The organism is Leucobacter sp. USHLN153 (genome assembly GCF_037145615.1).
Lineage (GTDB): Bacteria > Actinomycetota > Actinomycetes > Actinomycetales > Microbacteriaceae > Leucobacter.
Genome location: NZ_JBBCXE010000005.1, coordinates 1 through 19,160, shown reverse-complemented (window position 1 = coordinate 19,160; position 19,160 = coordinate 1). Strand labels below are relative to the sequence as shown.

At 65.5% G+C, this 19,160-nt stretch carries 19 protein-coding genes; 9 read left to right on the top strand and 10 right to left on the bottom strand.

Going from position 1 to position 19,160, the window contains the following annotated elements; genetic code table 11:
* Positions 1 to 45: 45 nt before the first annotated feature.
* Positions 46 to 1,665 carry a peptide ABC transporter substrate-binding protein gene (locus tag WFH00_RS09990; protein ID WP_336660689.1) on the bottom strand — a complete coding sequence of 540 codons (1,620 nt, stop codon included), beginning with the start codon at positions 1,663 to 1,665 and terminating at the stop codon, positions 46 to 48.
* A gap of 237 nt (positions 1,666 to 1,902) precedes the next feature.
* Here WFH00_RS09990 and WFH00_RS09985 point away from each other — a divergent pair, with 237 nt between their 5' ends.
* Positions 1,903 to 2,685 carry a CPBP family intramembrane glutamic endopeptidase gene (locus tag WFH00_RS09985; protein WP_336660688.1) on the top strand — a complete coding sequence of 261 codons (783 nt, stop codon included), beginning with the start codon at positions 1,903 to 1,905 and terminating at the stop codon, positions 2,683 to 2,685.
* Positions 2,686 to 2,723: 38 nt separating this feature from the next.
* Here WFH00_RS09985 and WFH00_RS09980 read toward each other — a convergent pair whose 3' ends face one another.
* The 5 genes from WFH00_RS09980 to WFH00_RS09960 form a co-directional block, all read right to left on the bottom strand.
* A complete protein-coding gene (locus tag WFH00_RS09980; RefSeq protein ID WP_336660687.1) occupies positions 2,724 to 3,440 on the bottom strand; it encodes a hypothetical protein in 717 nt (238 codons plus the stop codon).
* 37 nt (positions 3,441 to 3,477) lie between these two features.
* Entirely contained in the window at positions 3,478 to 4,410 is a 933-nt protein-coding gene (locus WFH00_RS09975; protein ID WP_336660686.1) for a homocysteine S-methyltransferase family protein, read from the bottom strand.
* Positions 4,411 to 4,441: 31 nt separating this feature from the next.
* Positions 4,442 to 5,200 carry a phosphotransferase gene (locus WFH00_RS09970; protein WP_336660685.1) on the bottom strand — a complete coding sequence of 253 codons (759 nt, stop codon included), beginning with the start codon at positions 5,198 to 5,200 and terminating at the stop codon, positions 4,442 to 4,444.
* A 34-nt stretch (positions 5,201 to 5,234) separates the two neighbouring features.
* Positions 5,235 to 5,987 (bottom strand): GTP pyrophosphokinase, encoded by a 753-nt coding sequence (locus WFH00_RS09965; protein ID WP_336660684.1) that lies wholly within the window; start codon positions 5,985 to 5,987, stop codon positions 5,235 to 5,237.
* A 94-nt stretch (positions 5,988 to 6,081) separates the two neighbouring features.
* The gene (locus tag WFH00_RS09960; RefSeq protein WP_336660683.1) at positions 6,082 to 6,291 is read right to left on the bottom strand and encodes a DUF4287 domain-containing protein; all 210 of its coding nucleotides are present in this window, start codon (positions 6,289 to 6,291) and stop codon (positions 6,082 to 6,084) included.
* A 250-nt stretch (positions 6,292 to 6,541) separates the two neighbouring features.
* On the opposite strand from WFH00_RS09960, the gene WFH00_RS09955 reads away from it, so the two are divergent.
* On the top strand, positions 6,542 to 8,020 hold the full coding sequence (locus tag WFH00_RS09955; protein WP_336660830.1) for a peptide MFS transporter: 1,479 nt from the start codon (positions 6,542 to 6,544) through the stop codon (positions 8,018 to 8,020).
* A gap of 63 nt (positions 8,021 to 8,083) precedes the next feature.
* On the opposite strand, the gene WFH00_RS09950 is transcribed toward WFH00_RS09955, so the two are convergent.
* From WFH00_RS09950 to WFH00_RS09940, 3 genes are all read right to left on the bottom strand, one after another.
* Entirely contained in the window at positions 8,084 to 8,605 is a 522-nt protein-coding gene (locus WFH00_RS09950; RefSeq protein WP_336660682.1) for a dihydrofolate reductase family protein, read from the bottom strand.
* Positions 8,606 to 8,686: 81 nt separating this feature from the next.
* Positions 8,687 to 9,760: a redox-regulated ATPase YchF gene (ychF, locus tag WFH00_RS09945; RefSeq protein WP_336660681.1), complete on the bottom strand. Its 1,074-nt coding sequence runs from the start codon at positions 9,758 to 9,760 to the stop codon at positions 8,687 to 8,689.
* Positions 9,761 to 9,900: 140 nt separating this feature from the next.
* Complete coding sequence (locus WFH00_RS09940) at positions 9,901 to 10,263, bottom strand: DUF2200 domain-containing protein (protein WP_336660680.1); 363 nt, start codon at positions 10,261 to 10,263, stop codon at positions 9,901 to 9,903.
* A gap of 117 nt (positions 10,264 to 10,380) precedes the next feature.
* Here WFH00_RS09940 and WFH00_RS09935 point away from each other — a divergent pair, with 117 nt between their 5' ends.
* Together WFH00_RS09935 and rmuC are read left to right on the top strand one after the other, a co-directional pair.
* Positions 10,381 to 10,965, top strand: a complete 585-nt coding sequence (locus WFH00_RS09935; protein ID WP_336660679.1) for an exonuclease domain-containing protein — start codon at positions 10,381 to 10,383, stop codon at positions 10,963 to 10,965.
* 211 nt (positions 10,966 to 11,176) lie between these two features.
* Positions 11,177 to 12,586 (top strand): DNA recombination protein RmuC, encoded by a 1,410-nt coding sequence (gene rmuC, locus WFH00_RS09930; RefSeq protein WP_336660678.1) that lies wholly within the window; start codon positions 11,177 to 11,179, stop codon positions 12,584 to 12,586.
* A 111-nt stretch (positions 12,587 to 12,697) separates the two neighbouring features.
* Here rmuC and WFH00_RS09925 read toward each other — a convergent pair whose 3' ends face one another.
* Complete coding sequence (locus WFH00_RS09925; RefSeq protein WP_336660677.1) at positions 12,698 to 14,056, bottom strand: helix-turn-helix domain-containing protein; 1,359 nt, start codon at positions 14,054 to 14,056, stop codon at positions 12,698 to 12,700.
* A gap of 119 nt (positions 14,057 to 14,175) precedes the next feature.
* On the opposite strand from WFH00_RS09925, the gene WFH00_RS09920 reads away from it, so the two are divergent.
* The 5 genes from WFH00_RS09920 to WFH00_RS09900 are packed head-to-tail and all read left to right on the top strand — an operon-like array spanning position 14,176 to position 19,040.
* Positions 14,176 to 15,675, top strand: coding sequence for an APC family permease (locus tag WFH00_RS09920; RefSeq protein ID WP_336660676.1), 1,500 nt, complete (start codon positions 14,176 to 14,178; stop codon positions 15,673 to 15,675).
* A complete protein-coding gene (locus WFH00_RS09915; RefSeq protein WP_336660675.1) occupies positions 15,672 to 16,367 on the top strand; it encodes an SDR family NAD(P)-dependent oxidoreductase in 696 nt (231 codons plus the stop codon). Before WFH00_RS09920 ends, WFH00_RS09915 begins: the two co-directional genes overlap by 4 nt.
* Positions 16,367 to 17,176 (top strand): SDR family NAD(P)-dependent oxidoreductase, encoded by an 810-nt coding sequence (locus WFH00_RS09910; protein ID WP_336660674.1) that lies wholly within the window; start codon positions 16,367 to 16,369, stop codon positions 17,174 to 17,176. Before WFH00_RS09915 ends, WFH00_RS09910 begins: the two co-directional genes overlap by 1 nt.
* Positions 17,177 to 17,193: 17 nt before the next feature.
* Positions 17,194 to 18,147 (top strand): agmatinase, encoded by a 954-nt coding sequence (gene speB, locus WFH00_RS09905; protein ID WP_336660673.1) that lies wholly within the window; start codon positions 17,194 to 17,196, stop codon positions 18,145 to 18,147.
* The gene (locus WFH00_RS09900) at positions 18,147 to 19,040 is read left to right on the top strand and encodes a polysaccharide deacetylase family protein (protein ID WP_336660672.1); all 894 of its coding nucleotides are present in this window, start codon (positions 18,147 to 18,149) and stop codon (positions 19,038 to 19,040) included. The genes speB and WFH00_RS09900 overlap by 1 nt, the downstream gene beginning before the upstream one ends.
* Positions 19,041 to 19,160: the final 120 nt, after the last annotated feature.

The window sequence follows — 19,160 nt, the reverse complement described above, 5'->3', positions numbered from 1 at the left end:
CACGCGGAAGCCCCGGAACCGGGTCCGGGGCTTCCGAGAGGTGCGTTACTTCTTGGTGATCTCGTAGTACAACGGCACGGAGTTCCATCCGAAGGTCACGTTGTCCACGTTCTCGCTGAAGCCGCCGCTCACGTTCTGGTACCAGAGCGGGATCGCCGGGAGATCCTTGAAGAGGATCTCCTGCGCCTTCTGGAAGTCGGCGTTTGCCTTCTCCTGGTCGGTCTGCACCGAGCCGCTCTGCATGAGCTTGTCGAACTCGGGGTTCGAGTAGTCACCGTCGTTCGAGCCGGCGTTCGTCGCGAACAACGGTCCGAGGAAGTTGAACAGGCCCGGGTAGTCGGCCTGCCAACCGGTGCGGAAGGCCGAGTCGATCGTGCGGTTCGTCACGATCTCGCGGATCTCGGGGAAGGTCGGGTAGGGCTTTCCGGCCGCGTCGATCCCGAGGGTGTTCTTGATGCTGTTCGACACCGCGTCGACCCAGCCCTGGTGAGCAGCGTCCGCGTTGTAGGCGATCTCGAAGGTGCCGCTCCACGGAGCGATCGCGTCGGCCTCAGCCCAGAGCTTCTTGGCCTCGTCGGGGTTGAACTCGAGCACCTCGTTGCCGGGGATGCTGTCGCTCCAGCCGTCGATGACCGGCGAGGTGAAGTCCTGCGCCGTCGTGCGGGTGCCCTTGAAGATGACGTCCGTGATCTGGGCGCGGTCGATCGCCATCGAGAGCGCCTGGCGGCGCAGCTGGCCCTCTTCACCGTCGAAGTGCTCGAGGCGAGCCGGGATGGTGATCGTCTGGTTGATGGCGGCGGGCTGGTTGATCGCGCGATCGCCCAGGTCGTCCTCATAGGTCTCGAGCGCCGCGTCAGGAAGTGCGTCAAGCACGTCGAGGTTGCCACCGAGCAGGTCGGAGTACGCCGAATCGAGCGATGCGTAGAACGTGATGGTAAGGCCGTCGTTCTTGGGCTCACGCGGACCGTTGTAGTCCTCATTCTTCACGAGGTCGATCTTGACGTCGTGCTCCCACGCGTCGTCGCTCGCGAGCTTGTACGGTCCGTTCCCCACCGGGTTCTGGCCGAACGCCTCGATGTCTTCGAATGCGACGTCGGGCAGCGGGTAGTAGGCGGTGTAGCCCAGGCGCAGCGGGAAGTCCGAGGCGGCCTTGTTGAGCGTCACGGTGAACTCGTAGTCGCCGGTGACCTTGAGGCCCGGAAGCTCGTCGACGTTCTCGTCGTAGCTGAATCCCTCGATGTCCTCGAAGAAGTACGAGTTCAGCTGCTGGTTGTCGAGTGCCGCGCCGAAGTTCCAGGCGTCCACGAAGTTGTGGGCCTGCACCGGGGTACCGTCCGTGAACTTCGCGTCTTCGCGAAGCTTGATCGTGTAGGTCTTCGCGTCATCGGTCTCGATGGATTCCGCGATGTCGTTGTGAGCGGCGCCCTCGCCGTCGTAGTAGACCAGGCCTGCGTAGATCGAATCGGTGATCTTGCCGCCGCCGACCTCGTTGGTGTTCGCGGGCAGCAGCGGGTTCTGCGGCTCCGAGCCCCAGGCCGTCACAATGGCCGAGCTGTCGCCGCCGTCGCTGCTTCCACCGCTTCCGCTCGACGAGCAGCCGGTAAGCGCGAGCGCGCTTGCTGCTGCGAGAGCGATGAAGCCGGTGCCGATCCGTGATCGCTTCACTGGTTTCCTCCTTGAAAATACCGAGACGGAGCCCGAATCTTTCCGAACTTCGGACTCCACTCGCTGAAAATATCCACATTCAGCCTAGTCATGCGCCTGGCCACAATCGGCCAATCCGGGCCCGCGTGACTGCTTCGTGATTCAGATCTGTAGGTCAGTGAAAAAGATTCCGCACGCAGGGCACCCCGTTCTGTGGGGTGTCGACAGCTTCCTGTGAATGCGGCGTACTCTGGGCCGGTGACCACCCCCGCCGCTCGCGCCCGCCTCCGCTGGGAGCTCGTCGTTGTGTTCGCGCTGTCGTTCGGCGCCTCCGCCGTGTACGCCATCGTCGCGATCCTTGAGCGCCTCACGCGAGACACGGCGCTCGCTGACCAGACCGCGACCATCAATCGCGCGCTCTCCGATCGTCCCGCCTTCGACCTCGTCTACCAGCTTCTGCAGTTCGCGTTCGGGCTCGCCCCCGTCGCGCTCGTCGTCTTCCTGCTCTGGTCCGCGCGACGGCCGCACCTCGGGCGGCTGGGGCTCCGCGCAGATTCGTGTCACGGGTGGTGGTCGCAGGCTGCTGGCGGTATCGCTCTCGCGGCGGTCATCGGCATTCCCGGCGTCGGGTTCTACCTGGGAGCGAAAGCGATCGGGATCAACACCGCGGTCGTCCCCACCGCACTCGATGACTACTGGTGGACCATCCCCGTGCTGGTGCTGCAGGCGCTGCGCGCCGCGCTGGGTGAAGAACTCATCGTGGTGGCCTACCTCTTCGAGCGCTTCCGGAGGCTGGGTGTGGGGCCGTGGGCGACGATCCTCACGAGCGCGCTGTTGCGCGGCAGCTACCACCTCTACCAGGGCTTCGGCGGGTTCCTCGGCAACGCGATCATGGGCGTCGTCTTCGGCTGGGCGTACCGCCGCTGGGGTCGGTCCCTGCCGCTGATCGTCGCGCACTGGGTGCTCGACATCGCGAGCTTCGTCGGGTACCCGCTCGCCGTGCAGCTCTGGCCGGCACTGTTCGGCGCGCCTGCGGGCTGAGCTGCAGGTCGCCTCCGCCGATCCGCCGCCTCGTTTCGCTAGGCGACCGGCTTGATGCTCTTGACGAACGCGTCGGTGAGGCCCCAGAGCTCGTCGTAGAGTTCCTTCGCATCGGCACAGGGCTCGGCGGGCTTCCGAATCGAGAAGGTGCCGTCGGCGTTCTTGGTCGCGCCCCACTGCGTTCGCATAGCGGCGCACGATTCCGGCAGCGAGTCGATGAGCGGGCTGCTGAGCTCGAGATTCGTGCTGTCCGGAATGTAGTAGCTCGTCATGCCGAATTTCTGGCTCAGCTGCGAGGTGGCGGCCCAGGGCTCGATATTGAGCTCGCTCGTCGGCCCGACGTCCACCTTCGGAACCGCGTCGGCATCCGGCTTCTCGTCCTCGGCCGGCTTATCGGCTTCGTCGTCGGCGTCGGGCGCCTCGGTCTCGGGTGACGTCGTCTCAGTCGGCGCCCCGGTTGTGGGTGCGGACGTCGGTGCGCTCGAGGGTTCGGAGGAGCGAGACATGTTGATGAGAATCATGGAGACCAGAATCGCGACGAGCGCGACCGCACCGACGATGATCCACGGAATCGTCTTCGGAGGGATGCCGCTGCGGCTCGTCCGTTTGGCGGGAGCGGCCGCAAGCTGCGATGTCCGAACGCGCTCGGCCTGCTCGTATGACAGGCGTTGACGCGCCGGAACCGGTTGCGGCTCCGTACGGGGTTCATCGGACTCTGAATCGCCGAAGAGTTCCTCGAATGGATCTTTACTCACGTCGACAGCCTAACCGCGTCAGCCAGAAAGGTCGGTGTCAGTGCTCCGATCCGAGGTCAACGGACCCATCCTCAGTACGCTTCGAAGCAGCGCCATCCACGAGCGCGGCAATGTGCGGAGCGTCGGTTCCGCAGCACCCACCGAAGACCGATGCGGCCGGGGCGTAGGAGCGCAGTGCGAGTTCGGCGGCCGCGAACGCTTCCGGGTCATCGCCCGCGCCCTCATCACCGCTGGCCGCCGCGTTGAGCCGGAATCCCAGCACGCGCTCGAGCGCCGGATCCCCCGCCTGGCCCTGTATTCCCAGCGCGACCTCTCGCGGATGCGCGCAGTTCACGAGGAAGCCCTCCGCCGCGCGATCGGTAACGGCATCGACCTCGGTGATCGCTTCGACAAGCGTGCTGCCATCGGCGAGTCGCCCATCGGCACCCACCACGAAGGAGACGGCCGAGGGCACCCGAGCCGCTCGGGCAGCCTTCACCACGCCGATCGCTTCGGCCGCATCCAGGGTGGTCACCGAGGTCACGCGGTCGACTCCCGCCTCGGAGAGGGTGCGGATCTGCGGAGCGTGATACGCCTCCGCCTCCTGGGCGGTCATCCGCTGCTCCGCCACGAAGTCGTCGAATCTCGGGCCGACGCAGCCATTCACGACGATCTCCGGCGAGCCCGCGGGCGCGCCCTCATCGAGCTCGCGGACGAATGCGACGGCGTCAGCGTTGACTCGGGCGAGCGCCTCGGCGTCGTACCCGAGGCGAGCGCCCCAATCGGCGTTCGCGCGCCAGGTCGGGGTGTCGAGCACGAGGCGCAGCCCCCGCTCACGGGCAACCTCGATGAACGGTGCATAGTATTCGCTGAGCGCGATCCTGCCCGACGACGTCTCGAGCAGTTCGAATGCCGCGAACTCTCGCAGCTCCTGGCCCAGTCGATCGGTCAGCGCGGTCTCGATGCCTCCGTCGGCAATGGTGATCTGCATGGCTCCCCTGTTCCCTGTTCCCGGTGCGCGTTCAGCGCAGTGCGGCCCTGATGGCGTCACGGCGGTTCCGAAACCCCTCGACCCGCGCGTGGTGCCGATCCATGATTCCGGCATCTCGCAGCGCGATCGTGCCGGGGTCGCTGCGTTCGAGCCCCACGCGCCAACGCTCGGAGATGAGCGCCATCCGCGCGTCGACCGCGTCGAGCAGCTCGTTGGCATCGACGTCTCTGTACGACGACGCGACGATCTGAAGTCTGCGAGCGGCATCCGCCGCGGGAATCTCGCGGAGCAACGGCACCCCCGACCAGCAGAGGAACGCGACATCGTCGATGGGGCGACCCGGGCCGGCGCGATCCCAGTCGATCATTCCCGCGAAGTCGGAGTCGGCAACGACCCAGTTGTAGAGCCCGGGATCGTTGTGGCAGATCACCTGGCCCGGTTCGAGCGCTTGCTCGCCCTGGCGCCACTCGAGCGGGCCGGGGCGGAAGTTACGGACCGCACCGTGGAACCGTCGCAGCCACGCGGCGGCGTGGGCGAGCGCCTCGTCGCTGACCGCGTCGACCTCGGGGTCGAGGGTTTCGCCCGGCAAATAGTCGAGCACCTCGCGGCCCTCGTCGTCGAAGCCGTGGACCGCGGGAATCCCGTCGAGCCCCGCGCTTCGTAGGAAGTCGAGTAGGGCATGCACCGCCGGCGTCCAGCGCCCCGTGGGCCGGTGCACCCGGATCTCCCCGCCTGAATCGCGGACCCGCCACACGCCACCGGATCCGCCCGGCAGATGCTCGCTTTCCATACAGCGACCGTACCCGAGAACCCGGGCCGCCGGGCTAGGCGCGATGAATTCGCGGGGAGACCTCGCGCAGTTCGAGCGGTGCCGTGTGCGTCTCGGGCTCGCCGTGCATCTGGACGTGGAGGCGCTCCATGCGCGTGTCGAGCTCCGCTGCGGTCTCGGCCGCGTGCTTCAGCTCGCGGATCATCGAGAGCGGCACCTGGCGGTCGTACTTGTAGTAGATCTTGTGCTCGAGGCTTGCCCAGAAGTCCATCGCGATAGTGCGGAACTGCACCTCGACCGGCACGTCGACGCGGCCTGTGGAGAGGTACACCGGCACCGAGATGATCGTGTGCAGGCTCTTGTATCCGTTCGGCTTCGGCGTCTCGATGTAGTCCTCCACCTCGAGCACCGTGATGTCGTCCTGCTGCGTGAGCAGGTCGAAGAGGCGGTATACGTCGCGGATGAAAGCGCAGGTGACACGCACGCCCGCGATGTCGTAGATTTCCTTGCGGATCACGTCGAAGTCGGTGCCGATCCCCCGTCGCTCGAGCTTGGCGACGAGGCTGTCGATCGACTTCACCCGACTCGACACGTGCTCGATCGGGTTGTACTCGTGCATGTGGAGGAACTCTTCGCGCAGGATGGCGAGCTTGGTTTCGACCTCCTCCATCGCGAAGCGGTACTCGAGAAGGAAACGCTGCATCTGATCGCCGAGCGAGCGGAGGGCGCTCGCAGAAATCGTGATCTCGTCGCCTTCCGGCTCCTCGCCGGCACGCTGGTCGAACGCCGGGATTGCGGGAATGCTCATGGCTTCAGAGTACCTTTCGCGCTGATGGAACGACTGTGATTGCGCCGTGCGGCTGCGGCGGTGGGCGTCGCCGACGCGGTGTCCGGGCGCGGGGTCACGCGCCGTCGTGCTCGGCTCGGAACACGTGCACGAGCGCGTTCGCGTGCCCGTGTCCCATTCCCTGCTCCTTCAGATGCGCGACCTGGTCCATATGCTTTCGACCGGCGAGCGGCCGCAAATCCTCGATCCACTCATCGATCGTTCGGCCGTACTTGGCCTCGATCGACGGAAAATACGACTTGGGTCCCTGTACCTTCTCACTCATCACTGCTCCTTTGCGATGTGACATTCGAGTGCTCCGTTGCTCACGGTAACACGGGCTGCCACGGACGGGTATTCGGCAATCGCGCGATCCGCTTTTGGGCCTCTCCGCTTGGCGAAGAGTAGGATCATCCTCGATCGGAATGCACGCACCGTGCCTGAAAACGGCGTGAACACCAGGGGGAACCGTGACCGAGCAGCCCAGCACGACCGGCGGCGACGCCGCATCATCAGCCGCCGGCGCGGGAGCGGGCGTGAGTGAAGCGCCGGGTGCACGCCGCCCCTCGCGGTCCAGCTCCGACCGCGGCTTCTTCGGACACCCCTGGGGCCTCGCGAACCTCGCCGGCGTCGAGATGTGGGAGCGCTTCAGCTTCTATGGCATGCAGGGCCTGCTCGCCTACTACATCTACTACTCGCTCTCCGAGGGCGGGCTCGGAATGTCCGAGGCTGCCGCGACGTCGATTGTCGGCGCGTACGGCGGGCTCGTGTACCTCTCCTCGGTGCTCGGCGGCTGGATCGCCGACCGCGTGCTCGGAGCGGAGAAGACGCTGCTGGCGGCGGCCATCATCATCATGTTCGGTCACATCTCGCTCGCGGTGTTTCCGGGCGGAGTCGGGCTCGGCGTCGGCCTCGTGAGCGTCGCGCTCGGATCCGGTTCGCTGAAAACCACGACCTCGACCGTGCTCGGCGATCTGTACGAACGCAATGACCTCCGCCGTGACGCCGCCTTCTCGATCTACTACATGGGCGTGAACCTCGGCGCGTTCGTGGGCCCGCTGCTCACCAGCCTCGTGTGGGGGTGGAAGGGTTTCCACTGGGGCTTCGGTCTCGCCGCGATCGGCATGGCGCTCGGCCTGCTGCAGTACCTGCTGATGCGCAAGCACACAGCGACGGAAGAGGGATCGCGCCCCACGAACCCGCTGACCCGAGCCGAGCGCGTGCGCTGGCTCCTGATCCTCGCCGCCGCAATCGTGGTCATCGTGGTCGCGGCGCTCGTCGGCTGGCTGCGCCCCGAGAATCTCTCCGTCATCGTGGTCGCGCTCACGGTCATCGCCGCGGTCGCGCTGTTCGCGGTCATCGGATCGAGCTCGCGCATCGACACGGACGAGCGCAGTCGCGTGTTCTCCTTCATCCCGCTCTTCATCGCGTCGGCGGTCTTCTGGACGCTCTTCCAGCAGCAGTTCACCGTGCTCGCGATCTACTCCGACCAGCGGCTCGACCGCAATATCTTCGGCTTCGAACTGCCGCCGAGCGTTGTCACCGCGATCAACCCGGTCTTCATCATCATTTTCGCGGGCGTCTTCGCCGCGATGTGGACGAAGCTCGGGGAGCGCCAGCCGAGCACGCCCATCAAGTTCGCGCTCGGCACGATGATCATGGGTCTTGCGTTCCTCGCGTTCCTCCCCTTCTCGGGCGGCGCCGACGGATCCGTGCCGTTCCTCGCGATCGTGCTGATCCTGTTCCTCTTCACGCTCGCCGAGCTGTGCATCTCGCCGGTGGGCCAGTCGCTCGCGACGAAGCTCTCGCCCCACGCGTTCCACTCGCAGATGGTGGCGCTGTACTTCCTGTCGATCGCGCTGGGATCCGCCGCTGCGGGCGCGCTCTCGGGCTTCTACTCGACCGACAACGAGGTGCCGTACTTCCTCGTGATCGGCCTCGCGTCGATTGCGGTCGGCATTGTGCTGTTCGTGGTGCGGAAGCCGATCCTGCGCCTCATGCGCGGCGTGCGGTAGCGGGTGAGCTCGCGGATCGCGGCGGGTGCGGGCGGGGTGCGCCCTCGGCCCGCCCGCGCGCTGTTACTTGAGCACGCGGTAGTGCGCGCACACGAAGGCGCGGTTACGATCGAGTTCGAGCAGCTCGAGATCGAGGGCTCGCGGTAGGAGCGGGTGGCCGGCACCGAGCGTAACCGGAGCGAACTGCACCCACACCTCGTCGAGCAGCCCAGCGTCTGCGAACTGCCCGGCGAGGTCTCCCCCGCCGACCACCCAGATGTCCTTGCCTGCAGCGGCCTCTCGCATCTCATCGTGCAGTGCTTCGACGGACCCGCGTACGAGGCGCACGTCTGCGCCCTCGGGAATCGGAAGGTCTCGGCTGCTCAGCACGAACGTGGGCAGCGTGTTCGGCCACTCCTTCTCGTTCCGCCGCAACCACTCGTAGGTCGACGACCCCATCACCATCGCGCCCATGCGCCCGGTGAAGGCCCCGTAATTCATTGGTCCGTTCTCGTCGAAGTCTTGTTTGAACAGCCACTCCAGCGAGTGTTCCGGCGTCGCGATGAACCCGTCGAGACTGGTCGCGGTGTAATAGTGCACGCTCATGCGCCCACGCTACTCGCGTTGCGGGCGCGTGACATGAACCAGGGCGCAGGGATATCTCGACGAGCTCGTGCAGAGTGAACGCTAGACGTTGAAGCGCCATTCGCAGACGTCGCCGTCCTGCATCACGTAGTCCTTGCCCTCCATACGCGCCTTGCCCTTCGCGCGCGCCTCCGCGACCGAGCCGGCCTCGACGAGGTCGTCGAACGAGATGATCTCGCCCTTGATGAAGCCCTTCTCAAAATCCGTGTGGATCGCGCCGGCCGCCTGCGGGGCCGTAGCGCCCTTCTTGATCGTCCACGCGCGCGCCTCCTTGGGCCCGGCGGTCAGATATGTCTGCAGGCCCAGAGTGTCGAAGCCGATGCGCGCGAGCTGATCCAGCCCGCTTTCTTCCTGCCCGATCGACGCCAGCAGCTCCGCAGCATCCTCGGGATCGAGCTCGATGAGCTCGCTCTCGATCTTCGCGTCGAGGAAGATCGCCTGCGCCGGCGCCACGAGGGCGGCGAGTTCGTCGAGCTTCGCCCGATCCTGCAGCACCGCTTCGTCGACGTTGAACACGTACAGGAACGGCTTCGCGGTGAGCAGCCCGAGCTCGCGGATCGGCTCGAGGTCGATGCCCGCGTGCGAGAGCACCGTCCCCGCGTTCAGCGCCTCCTGAGCCGCCTTCGCGGTCTCGACGACCGACGCGTCGATCTTCTTGTTCTTGAGCTCCTTCTCGTACCGTAGCAGCGCCTTCTCGATGGTCTGCAGGTCGGCGATGATGAGTTCGGTGTTGATCGTCTCCATGTCGCTCGCCGGGTTCACCGCGCCGTCGACGTGCACGACGTCCGGGTCCGAGAACCCGCGCACGACCTGCGCGATCGCGTCGGCCTCACGGATGTTCGCGAGGAACTGGTTACCGAGCCCCTCCCCCTCGCTCGCACCGCGGACAATGCCCGCGATGTCGACGAAGCTTACGGAGGCGGGCAGGATCCGCTCGGAGCCGAAGATCTCAGCCAGCTTGTCGAGCCGCGGGTCGGGGAGGTTCACGACGCCGACATTGGGTTCGATCGTCGCGAACGGGTAGTTCGCTGCGAGCGCGTCATTCTGCGTCAGCGCATTGAAGAGCGTCGACTTGCCGACGTTGGGAAGACCTACGATGCCGATAGTAAGAGCCACGGTGCATCAGTCTACGCGGAGCCACCGACACGCTCGACCGCGCGTGAGCGGCGTGAGTCATCGACGTAGTCGCTGATCCGCACCCCGCGCCTCTGTGCTGCAGTCGCCGCGCTCCGTGCGCTCCCCGCGGCGCTCGCGCGTTACGCCGCCTTCGGCTCGCGAAGGATTGACGTCATTTTCTTTCCCCGCGCCACTTCATCCACGAGCTTGTCCATGTAGCGGATCTGCTGCATGAGCGGATCTTCGATCTCCTCGACGCGCATGCCGCAGATGACGCCGGTTATGAGCGAGGCGTTCGGGTTCATGTGCGGCGCCTGAGCAAAGAATCCGCGGAGGTCCACTTCATCAGCAATCGCGCGCTCGAGGCCGGCCTTGTCGTACCCGGTCAACCAGGTCACCACCTGGTCGACCTCTTCGCTCGTGTGGCCCTTCCGTTCGACCTTCTGCACGTAGAGCGGGTAGATGCTCGCGAAGCTCATCGAGTAGATGCGGTGCTCGCCCATATTCGTGCCTCCGGGTCGATCGGTGATGCGTCCATTCTCGCACTCCCTGGGCCGATGCGCGCCGGGTCACACTGGCGCTCCGCGCTCAATGTCAGTGGCGTGTGTCACAGTGGTGGCGTGCCCGTAGATTTCACCGCAATCGACTTCGAGACCGCAAACAGCCACCCCTCTTCAGCCTGCTCTGTGGGCATGGTTCGCGTGCGCGCGGGCGCGGTGGTGGATCGCGTGCACTGGCTCATCCGCCCGCCCGCGGGCCATGAAGCGTTTCTCCCCTTCAACATCAAGATCCACGGCATTACGCCGTCGATGGTGGCGGAGGCGTCTGATTGGGCGGGTCAGCTTGTTGAGCTGCGGGAGTTCATCGGCACGGATGTCGCGGTTGCGCACAACGCAAGCTTCGACATGGGGGTCATCAGGGCCGCATGCGCGGAGACGGTGACGCCGACGCCTCGGTTGAAGTATCTGTGCAGTGTGCAGGTCTCGCGCAAGACGTATGAGATTCCGTCGCATCGGCTGCCGCTCGCGGCCGCGGCCGCCGGGTACGGCGAGTTCGCGCACCACGATGCGCTCGCCGACGCCGAGGCGTGCGCCGCGATCATCACGGACGCGGCTCGCCGGCACGACGTCGATTCGGTGTCAGCGCTCGCGAAGAGCACGGGCGTGCGGATCCAGCAGTTGAAGGCGATTCCGCTGAAGCTGTAAGGGACGCAGGCTTGCCGAGTGCCGCGTCGGGGCCGGTGCGCACGTTCGCCAGGTGCATGGGCGTGGCAAGTGTGCAACTTCAGCGGGCACTTGAGGCAGGTACGCGGAGCAGGTGCGCCAGCATGCCGAACTCCATGAATGTCGGTGGTTCATGGGAGCGTTGTCTCAGCCACTTCGCCAAAGCTTCCCACAACCGAAGGAGACGTCGCATATGACTCTGGCCGCCGTCATTCTGCTCTGCGCCAACCTTGCGCTGCTCATCGCCGTGCTCGTTGTGGTGCTCCTCCGCACGGGCGCCCGTCCCGGAGCTTCGCCGGGCGCGCTTGACACGCGTGCGGTGAGCGCGGAGATCCGTCAAGACTTGTCAGCGCAGCGCAGCGAGCTGGGTCAGTCGCTCGCGAGCATCAACGACCGTGTGCACGCGGGGGCGCAGGCGACGCTGGCCTCGCAGAACACGCTGCGAGCGAGCGTCGAGGCGCGCTTCGACGACCTCCGCGAGGCAAACGACGTGAAACTCGAGCAGGTGCGCCAGGCGGTCGGCGAGCAGCTGCAGCACCGGCTGAAGGCCTCGCTCGCCGAGAACGCGCAGCGCGTGCAGGCACTTGCCGAGACGCACGTGGCAAAACAGGCTGAGTTGCAGCAGGTGCTTCGCGTCGAGCTGGAGAAGCTTCGCGAGGGTAACGAGGCCAAGCTCGAGAAGATGCGCGAGACGGTCGACGAGAAGCTGCAGGGCACGCTCGAGCGGCGGCTCGGTGAATCCTTCAAGCTGGTGAGCGATCGTCTCGAGCAGGTGCAGAAGGGTCTCGGTGAGATGCAAACCTTGGCCTCCGACGTGGGCGGCCTGAAGCGCGTGCTCACCAACGTGAAGAACCGAGGGAGCTGGGGTGAGGTGCAGCTCGCCCGCCAGCTGGAAGACATGCTCACCCCCGAGCAGTACGCGGAGAACGTCGCGGTTCGTCCTGGTGCCGGGGAGCGCGTCGAGTTCGCGGTGAAGCTTCCGGGGCGCGGCGATGGTGATGAGCCCGTCTGGCTTCCGATCGACTCGAAGTTCCCGCAGGAGGACTACGAGCGTCTCCTCGAGGCGCAGGAGCGCGGCGACCGGGTCGAGGTCGAAGCGGCGAGCAAGGTCGTCGAACGGGTGATCCTCACCCAGGCGAAGCTCATTCGCGACAAGTACCTGGAACCGCCGTTCACCACCGACTTCGGTATCATGTACCTGCCGACCGAAGGGCTCTTCGCGGAGGTGATCCGCCGCCCGGGTCTGACGAGCAAGCTGCAGTCCGAGTACCACGTCACCGTCGCCGGACCGACCGTGCTCATGTCACTCCTCAACAGCCTGCAGCTCGGCTTCCGCACGCTGGCCATCGAGCGACGCAGCTCGGAGGTCTGGCAGGTGCTCAGCGCGGCGAAGGTCGAGTTCCAGAAGTATGGCCAGGTGTGGTCGAAGCTCGAGAAGCAGCTCCAGACCGCGCAAAACACCGTGAGCGAGGCCGGCCGCCGCACCCGCGCGGTCGAGCGGCGCTTGAGCGCGGTCGAGACGCTGGAGCCCGCGAACGTCAACGAGCTGGAGAACGTGTTCGCCGAACTCGCCCCGACTGAAGCTTTGGAGGACGCCGAGTAGCGGCGTCCGTGCCACCGAGCGACGCGTCAATCGTGGTGGCACGTGTACCGGAGCAGTGCCTCCGGCGGTGCTGGCACCCCATCGAGACGGCGCAACCCCCGGCTCTTGCGTCTACTGAAGCGGCCGAATCAAACGGTGACTGATCACACGTTTCCGCTCAGCGGCCCACAGCCCAACGCGGAGGTCGGCCCCTCCATCTCGAGTGAGCGGATCGCAACCCGTGAGCTCGTAAATTCGAGACAGTCTATGCCGCACCGTGTTCACATGCACCCCCAAGCGGGCAGCCGTCGCCCGAAGTTGGCCGTCCAGCCCGAGAAAGGTAACCAGCGTCGTCATTAAGTCACCGCGGCCTCCGCGGTCAGCATCGATAATGGGCGTGACGAGCTGCTCAATAAAAGGAACGAGCCGTTCCGTGGGTTGCTGCTCGAGGAGAGCGTCCAGTGTCGCGAGTGCGTCCGGCCCCGCGACACCCCCTCGGCTGCGCGCGAGCCTAAGCGCAGAGGTCGCCTCGTTCAGCGCACGACGGAGGTCGGGAAGGTTCACCCGCGAGCTATAGCCGCACACCAGACCCAGCTCGCGGAATTCTTCGACCGAACCTGCGCGCGACAGCACAAACACGGAGCTCGATGTCGTTCCGATCAGCGAGGACGGCCAGCGTTGCAAGATCGCCCATTCACTTCCGCTCGGCCAGTTCGAAACTCTGAGTTCGCTCGCGTCCATGCCGTGCGATTGCAGTTCCGGCAGGACTGCGGCAGGGTGCGCTAGCCCGCTCAGCACGAGTTCGATGAGCTGACCGAGCTGCTGCTGTCGCTCGGTAGCCTCCCGCGCAAACTCGAGCGCCGCGAATTCGAGGAGGCTCGCGAACTGCTCCAGAAACACGTTCGACGGTGGTTTCCCTCCGCCCGCCCACACCGGCGCGTGATCGGACCCCGCGGTCATCGTCGCTCCAAGTGCCTCATTCGCGTAAGCAAGAAGCTCGGCTTCATCGCTTCCGCTTCGCGCCTTCGTCAGCAGCTGCGACAGCAGGAGCGACTCTTGGGCGCGCGCTTCATCTTCCATCTGCGAGCGTCTGCGGAGAATCGCGTCGTTAACCGCCAGAAACGGAATACCGTGCGGAAGGAGCAAGAGCGGAATGTTTCGTCGTTCGCAAGCGCGAACGAGTTCAGCAGGCGGCTCAAGATGCACCTCGCCGATGCCGAGAACGACGCCCGCGGCCGCGCTTTCCTCAACAGCCGACGCAAACACGGCCGCAGATCTACTCCTGACAAGCGCGCTTCCGAGCGTGCAGACGAGCTCGTGGCGCCTCAGATGCGGTCGCGGATCGACCTGCTCAGTAGCGTGCACCCACGACACCTGACGCGATGCGCCGTCATCCGGCAACACCACTGGATCGAGCTTCAGATTGCGGTCGCGCAGCAAATCGCCGAGCACGACATCGAGTTGCGCCGATCCCTCACCCTGCTGTCTCATGTTGTATCAAGCTACAAGAATTCGGAACTGTTTTGGGAATAGGAGCGGCATTCGTAGCAATCACGATGGATGACTTCATAATTGTTGTCGGACTACCGTCGATTGCCAAAGGAGGCAACGTGACCACCACGGAACCGAGCACACGCGCAGAGAGTCAAACGCTGAAGCGAGAATTCACTTTCGGCTCAGCCTTCGCGTTCTCCTTCGCCTTCATCTCCCCCATCGTCGCCCTGTACGGCATCTTCGGCCTCGCGATCGCGAGTGCGGGCCCCTCCTTCTGGTGGGGCTTCCTCATCGTGTTCGCAGGCCAGTTCTTCGTCGCGCTCGTCTTCGCCATGCTCGTCTCTCGTTGGCCTATCGAAGGGTCCATCTACCAGTGGACGAATCGGATGCTGGGAGCGGGACTCGGATGGTTCGCGGGGTGGTTCTACATCTGGACGCTCGTGATTGCGATGTCTACGGTCGCGCTCGGCGCAGCGGGCTTCATCGCTAACCTGATCGGGCTCCCCGAGGCAACGATCACGCAAAAGGCGCTGATCGCGTTCTGCGTGCTCATCGTCGGAACGCTCATCAACGTTGCAGGCCGGGGTCTGCTGAAGTGGTTCATGTTCGCGAGCATCTTCGCGGAGATCATTGGATCGATCGGTCTCGGTGCGTGGCTGCTCCTGGCAAAGCGAGAGCACAACTTCTCGATCCTGTTCGACGGTGGAGCCAGCGTGGGCGCGGCCGACACGTTCTTCACGCTCGGCGGCCCATTCCTCCTTGCAATCGTGTTCATCGGCTTCTCGTTCGTCGGTTTCGAGAGCGCGGGGTCGATCGCGGAGGAAGTGCACGAACCTCAGCGCCACCTGCCCAAAGCCGTGCTGTTCTCGATCACCTTCATCGCGGTCGTCGTGATGTTCTCGAGCCTCGCGATCATCATGGCGACACCCGATAATGCGGCGTCCCTTCCCGGCTACGAAGCAGATCCCGTGTACGCCGTGCTCACCGCTCAGCTCGGCTCGGGCATCGCGCTCCCCCTGCAGGCGCTCTTCGCGATCGGTTTCATCGCGAGCTTCCTCGCGCTGCAAACCTCCGCCTCCCGACTCATCTGGGCGAAGGCTCGCGACAACGCGCTGCCATTCTCCGGCATGCTTTCGCGGCTCAGCCAGAAACAGCGTCAGCCGGTCGGCCCGATCCTCCTGACCACCGTTATCGGCACCCTGCTCTTTCTCCTCAGTCTCGTAGCCGAGAACCTGTACACGATCATGGTGAACTTCACTTCCGGAGGTTTCTACCTGAGTTTCGCCTTCCCCGTTGTCGCCTTCGCGATCACGGTGCTGCGCAGGCGCTGGCGACCGGGAACCTTCTCGCTCGGTGGTTGGACTCCCGTGATCGCTCTCGTCGCGATGGTGTGGGTGGTCTTCGAACTGGTGAACATTGCTTGGCCCCGCGAGCTCAACGGCAGCGCATGGCTCGATTGGTCGGTCGTCGTCGGCTCCGTTGCGCTGCTGCTCGTGGGCGGGCTGATCTACCTGCGAGTGAAGCCCCGCATCACGAACGTTGAAACCGCGGCTGTCACTGTTACTGCGGCTCATGACGATCTTTCGAAGCCCAACCAGAGGAGGATGTACCGATGAAGCAGCGGGTAGCAATCGTCACCGGGGCTGCGGGCGGAATGGGTGCCGCGATCTCCGCCCGCTTGCGACAGGCGGGCTGGCTGGTCGCCGGCTTCGACCGACGGGAGTCCCCTGCGGCCGACCGCTCATACGTACTCGACATCGCGTCGACTGAGGCCGTCCTGAGCGCGGTTGACTCGGTTGCCGACGACCTCGGACCTGTCGACGCGCTCGTGAGCGGCGCCGGCTATTACCTCAGCCAAGCATTCACTGAGGTCTCCGACGACGAAGCCCGCAACATGCTCCGGGTCCACCTCGGTGGATTCTTCGCGAATGCCCGCGCAGTGCTCCCCGGGATGCTCGAGCGGGGGCACGGCGCGATCGTCGCTCTGGCGAGTGAGCTTGCGATCGGAGGCGGATCCGCCGACTCTCACTACGCCTCCGCAAAGGGCGCGCTCCTCGGCGCAATGCGGAGCCTGGCTGCGGAGCTCGCGGACACCGGCATTACGGTGAACGCTGTCGCTCCCGGTCCCACCGATACGCCGATGCTCGCGCCCGACTCGCCGTGGCGCGATGCAGAGTATCTTGCAACCCTCCCGACCCGCTCGCTCGCGAGCCCCGACGATATCGCCGTATGCGTGGAGTTTCTCGTCAACCGCGCAGGTTTCACGACGGGCGAAACGCTCAATCCGAACTCAGGAGCAGTGATCTGATGCGAAACCACTCGGAGAAACTCGCGCCCGCGGCATCGGACGTTCAGGAGCGGCTGCGGGGCCTGACGGCGCTCGTGACCGGAGCGACAGGGGGCCTCGGCGTCGCACACACCACGGCGCTGGCTGCGCAAGGCGCGCGGGTCATTGCGCATGCGCGGACGGGCGGATCGCCACTCGAATCACTTGCCACTCAAACGGGCGCGACCGGTGTGGTACAGGATCTCGCGACGCCGGAGGGGGCACGAGCCCTCGTGCGAGCCGCTGCCGAAATCCACGGCGGGCTCGACCTCCTCGTAGCGAATCACGCCACGATGACGATGGCGCCGCTCGTCGACGCTGACCCCGATGACTGGTGGAGGGTCGTCGACGTCAATCTACTCGGCACATTCGCTCTCATTCAGGAGACCGTCCGAGTCATGCGCGAGCAACGGCGCGGCGGGCGGATCATCGTGATCGTCAGCGAGTGGGGCGTGACCGGGTGGCCGGGAGCGACAGCCTACGCGGCATCAAAATCGGGGCTCATCAGCCTCGTGAAGTGCCTGGGGCATGAACTCGCGCCGGAGGGCATCTTCGTCAACGCCATCGCGCCCGGCGTGATCGAGACGCCGCAGTTGCAGGTGGATGCCGACGATGCGGGTCTCTCCCTCACAGAAATGCACGCTCGGTACGCGAGCGAAATCCCTATGCGCAGGATCGGTCGCCCAGATGAGATCGCGGAGGCAGTGTGCTTCCTTGCGGATCCGTCGCTTCGCGCGATGGCCGGCCAAACTCTCCAACTCAACGGCGGCGCGACTCGTGGCCGCGTCTAGAAAGGTGCTCTGACAGCATGCCCAGCACTCATCCCATCGTTCCGCCAGTCGACGGTCAGGTCTCGCCCCGCTATGCGGGCCTCACGACCTTCGCCCGCCTCCCTCGCATTGAGGATGTTGACCGCCATGACATCGCCGTGGTCGGAGTGCCATTCGACAGTGGTGTGACGTTCCGTCCGGGCGCCAGGTTTGGGCCGGGCGGTATTCGCGAGGCCTCCCGTCTGCTCCGGCCGTACAACCCTGCGCTCGACGTCGCCCCCTTCGCCGACGTGCAGGTGGTCGACGCCGGCGACATCAATTGCAACCCGTTCGACATCACGACGGCACTCGCTGAGATCGAAGCCGGCGTCGCAGCACTGGCTTCCGGGAAGCGTCCCGTGATGTTGCTGGGCGGCGATCACACGATCGCGCTCGCTTCCCTTCGCGCCCTCCACAAGGAGCACGGACCCCTCGCTCTCGTGCACTTCGATGCGCACCTCGACACCTGGGGACCGTACTTCAATACCCCCATCACGCACGGCACGCCCTTCCGCGCCGCGATCGAGGAGGGGCTGCTGCTCAAGGAGCACTCGGCGCACGTCGGGATCCGCGGTTCGCTGTACAGCCCCGACGACCTCACCGACGATGCCGAACTCGGCTTCACGATTGTGCATGCGCGCGAGTTCCACACGACCCCGTTCGTCGACATCATCGAGCGGATCAGTGCCCGCGTGGGCGACGCGCCGCTCTACATTTCTATCGACATCGACGTGCTCGATCCCGCGCATGCCCCGGGAACGGGCACGCCGGAGGCCGGGGGGCTCACGAGTCGCGAGCTTCTCGAGCTATTGCGTGGACTGAAAGACAAGAATCTCGTGGGAGCAGACGTCGTCGAAGTCGCGCCTGCATACGATCACGCGAGCATTACCGCGGTCGCTGCGTCGCACTGCGCGTACGACCTGATTTCGATCATGAGCACCCGGGTATCCTGATGTCGAGCGACGTAGAGGCGTCCGTTTTCAACTGGCCCGGGGGTGCGCGCTGCGCTGCGTCGTTCTCGTTCGACGTTGACGGCGAATCGGGCGCCCTCGCTGCGCTCCCCGAAGCCCGAGACAGCTTCAGCGTCATGTCGCACCAGCGTTACGGCCCGACAGTCGGTGTGAGGAGGATCCTCGAAATCCTGGATCGCGCCGGAGTACGAAGCACATTCTTTGTTCCGGGCCTCACCGCCGGCCTGCACCCGGGAACGGTTCGCGACATCGCTGCCGCAGGGCACGAGATCGCCAATCACGGGTACGCGCATATTCGCCCCGCCGGGCTCACGGTCGAGGAACAAATCATCGAACTGGATCGTGGTTCGGACGCCATCGAGCGCGCGACCGGCGAGCGACCCGTGGGATATCGCGCGCCCATGTGGGATCTTTCGTGGGAGCTCCCGAAGCTCCTCGCGGATCGAGGCTTCCTCTACGATTCCAGCCTCATGGACGACGATCTCCCCTACCGGCTCGACGTGGGCGACGACGGATCTGAGACTCTCATCGAGGTCCCGATTCAGTGGGCGCTCGACGACTGGGAGCAGTACTGCTATCTGCCAGAGATCACCGAACTCGGGCCGATACAAACCTCCGAGCATGCCGTCGCGCTTTGGCGCAGCGAGCTGGAGGGTATTCGGCGGTACGGCGGCTGCTGGGTACTCACGAATCACCCGTTCCTCTCCGGTCGCCCGGGGCGAGCGAGCGCGCTTGAGGACTTCATCGGCGATGTTCGCGGGATGCCCGACGTGTGGATCGCTTCGGTCGGCGAGATCGCCGCTCACGCGATGACCCAGCAGCAGCCTCCACGGCAGCTGCCGACGCTGACCCCTCCCGAGAACGATCTGGGGTGAAGGCACGGAAAACAGGCGCTCACAAGCGCTGAGAACACGAACGAGGGGGGGGGGGGGGGGCGGCGGGGGGCGGCCCGGGGGGGCGGCGCGCCGGGCGCGGGCGCGGCCCGCGCCGGGCCC

Coding starts and splice junctions, on each gene's coding strand:
- WFH00_RS09910 (WP_336660674.1), top strand. CDS start 16,367: ATGCGAAACCACTCGGAGAAACTCGCGCCCGCGGCATCGGACGTTCAG.
- WFH00_RS09965 (WP_336660684.1), bottom strand. CDS start 5,987: ATGAGCATTCCCGCAATCCCGGCGTTCGACCAGCGTGCCGGCGAGGAG.
- WFH00_RS09960 (WP_336660683.1), bottom strand. CDS start 6,291: ATGAGTGAGAAGGTACAGGGACCCAAGTCGTATTTTCCGTCGATCGAG.
- WFH00_RS09970 (WP_336660685.1), bottom strand. CDS start 5,200: ATGGAAAGCGAGCATCTGCCGGGCGGATCCGGTGGCGTGTGGCGGGTC.
- WFH00_RS09950 (WP_336660682.1), bottom strand. CDS start 8,605: ATGAGCGTGCACTATTACACCGCGACCAGTCTCGACGGGTTCATCGCG.
- speB (WP_336660673.1), top strand. CDS start 17,194: ATGCCCAGCACTCATCCCATCGTTCCGCCAGTCGACGGTCAGGTCTCG.
- WFH00_RS09940 (WP_336660680.1), bottom strand. CDS start 10,263: ATGGGCGAGCACCGCATCTACTCGATGAGCTTCGCGAGCATCTACCCG.
- WFH00_RS09975 (WP_336660686.1), bottom strand. CDS start 4,410: ATGCAGATCACCATTGCCGACGGAGGCATCGAGACCGCGCTGACCGAT.
- WFH00_RS09925 (WP_336660677.1), bottom strand. CDS start 14,056: ATGAGACAGCAGGGTGAGGGATCGGCGCAACTCGATGTCGTGCTCGGC.
- WFH00_RS09915 (WP_336660675.1), top strand. CDS start 15,672: ATGAAGCAGCGGGTAGCAATCGTCACCGGGGCTGCGGGCGGAATGGGT.
- WFH00_RS09900 (WP_336660672.1), top strand. CDS start 18,147: ATGTCGAGCGACGTAGAGGCGTCCGTTTTCAACTGGCCCGGGGGTGCG.
- rmuC (WP_336660678.1), top strand. CDS start 11,177: ATGACTCTGGCCGCCGTCATTCTGCTCTGCGCCAACCTTGCGCTGCTC.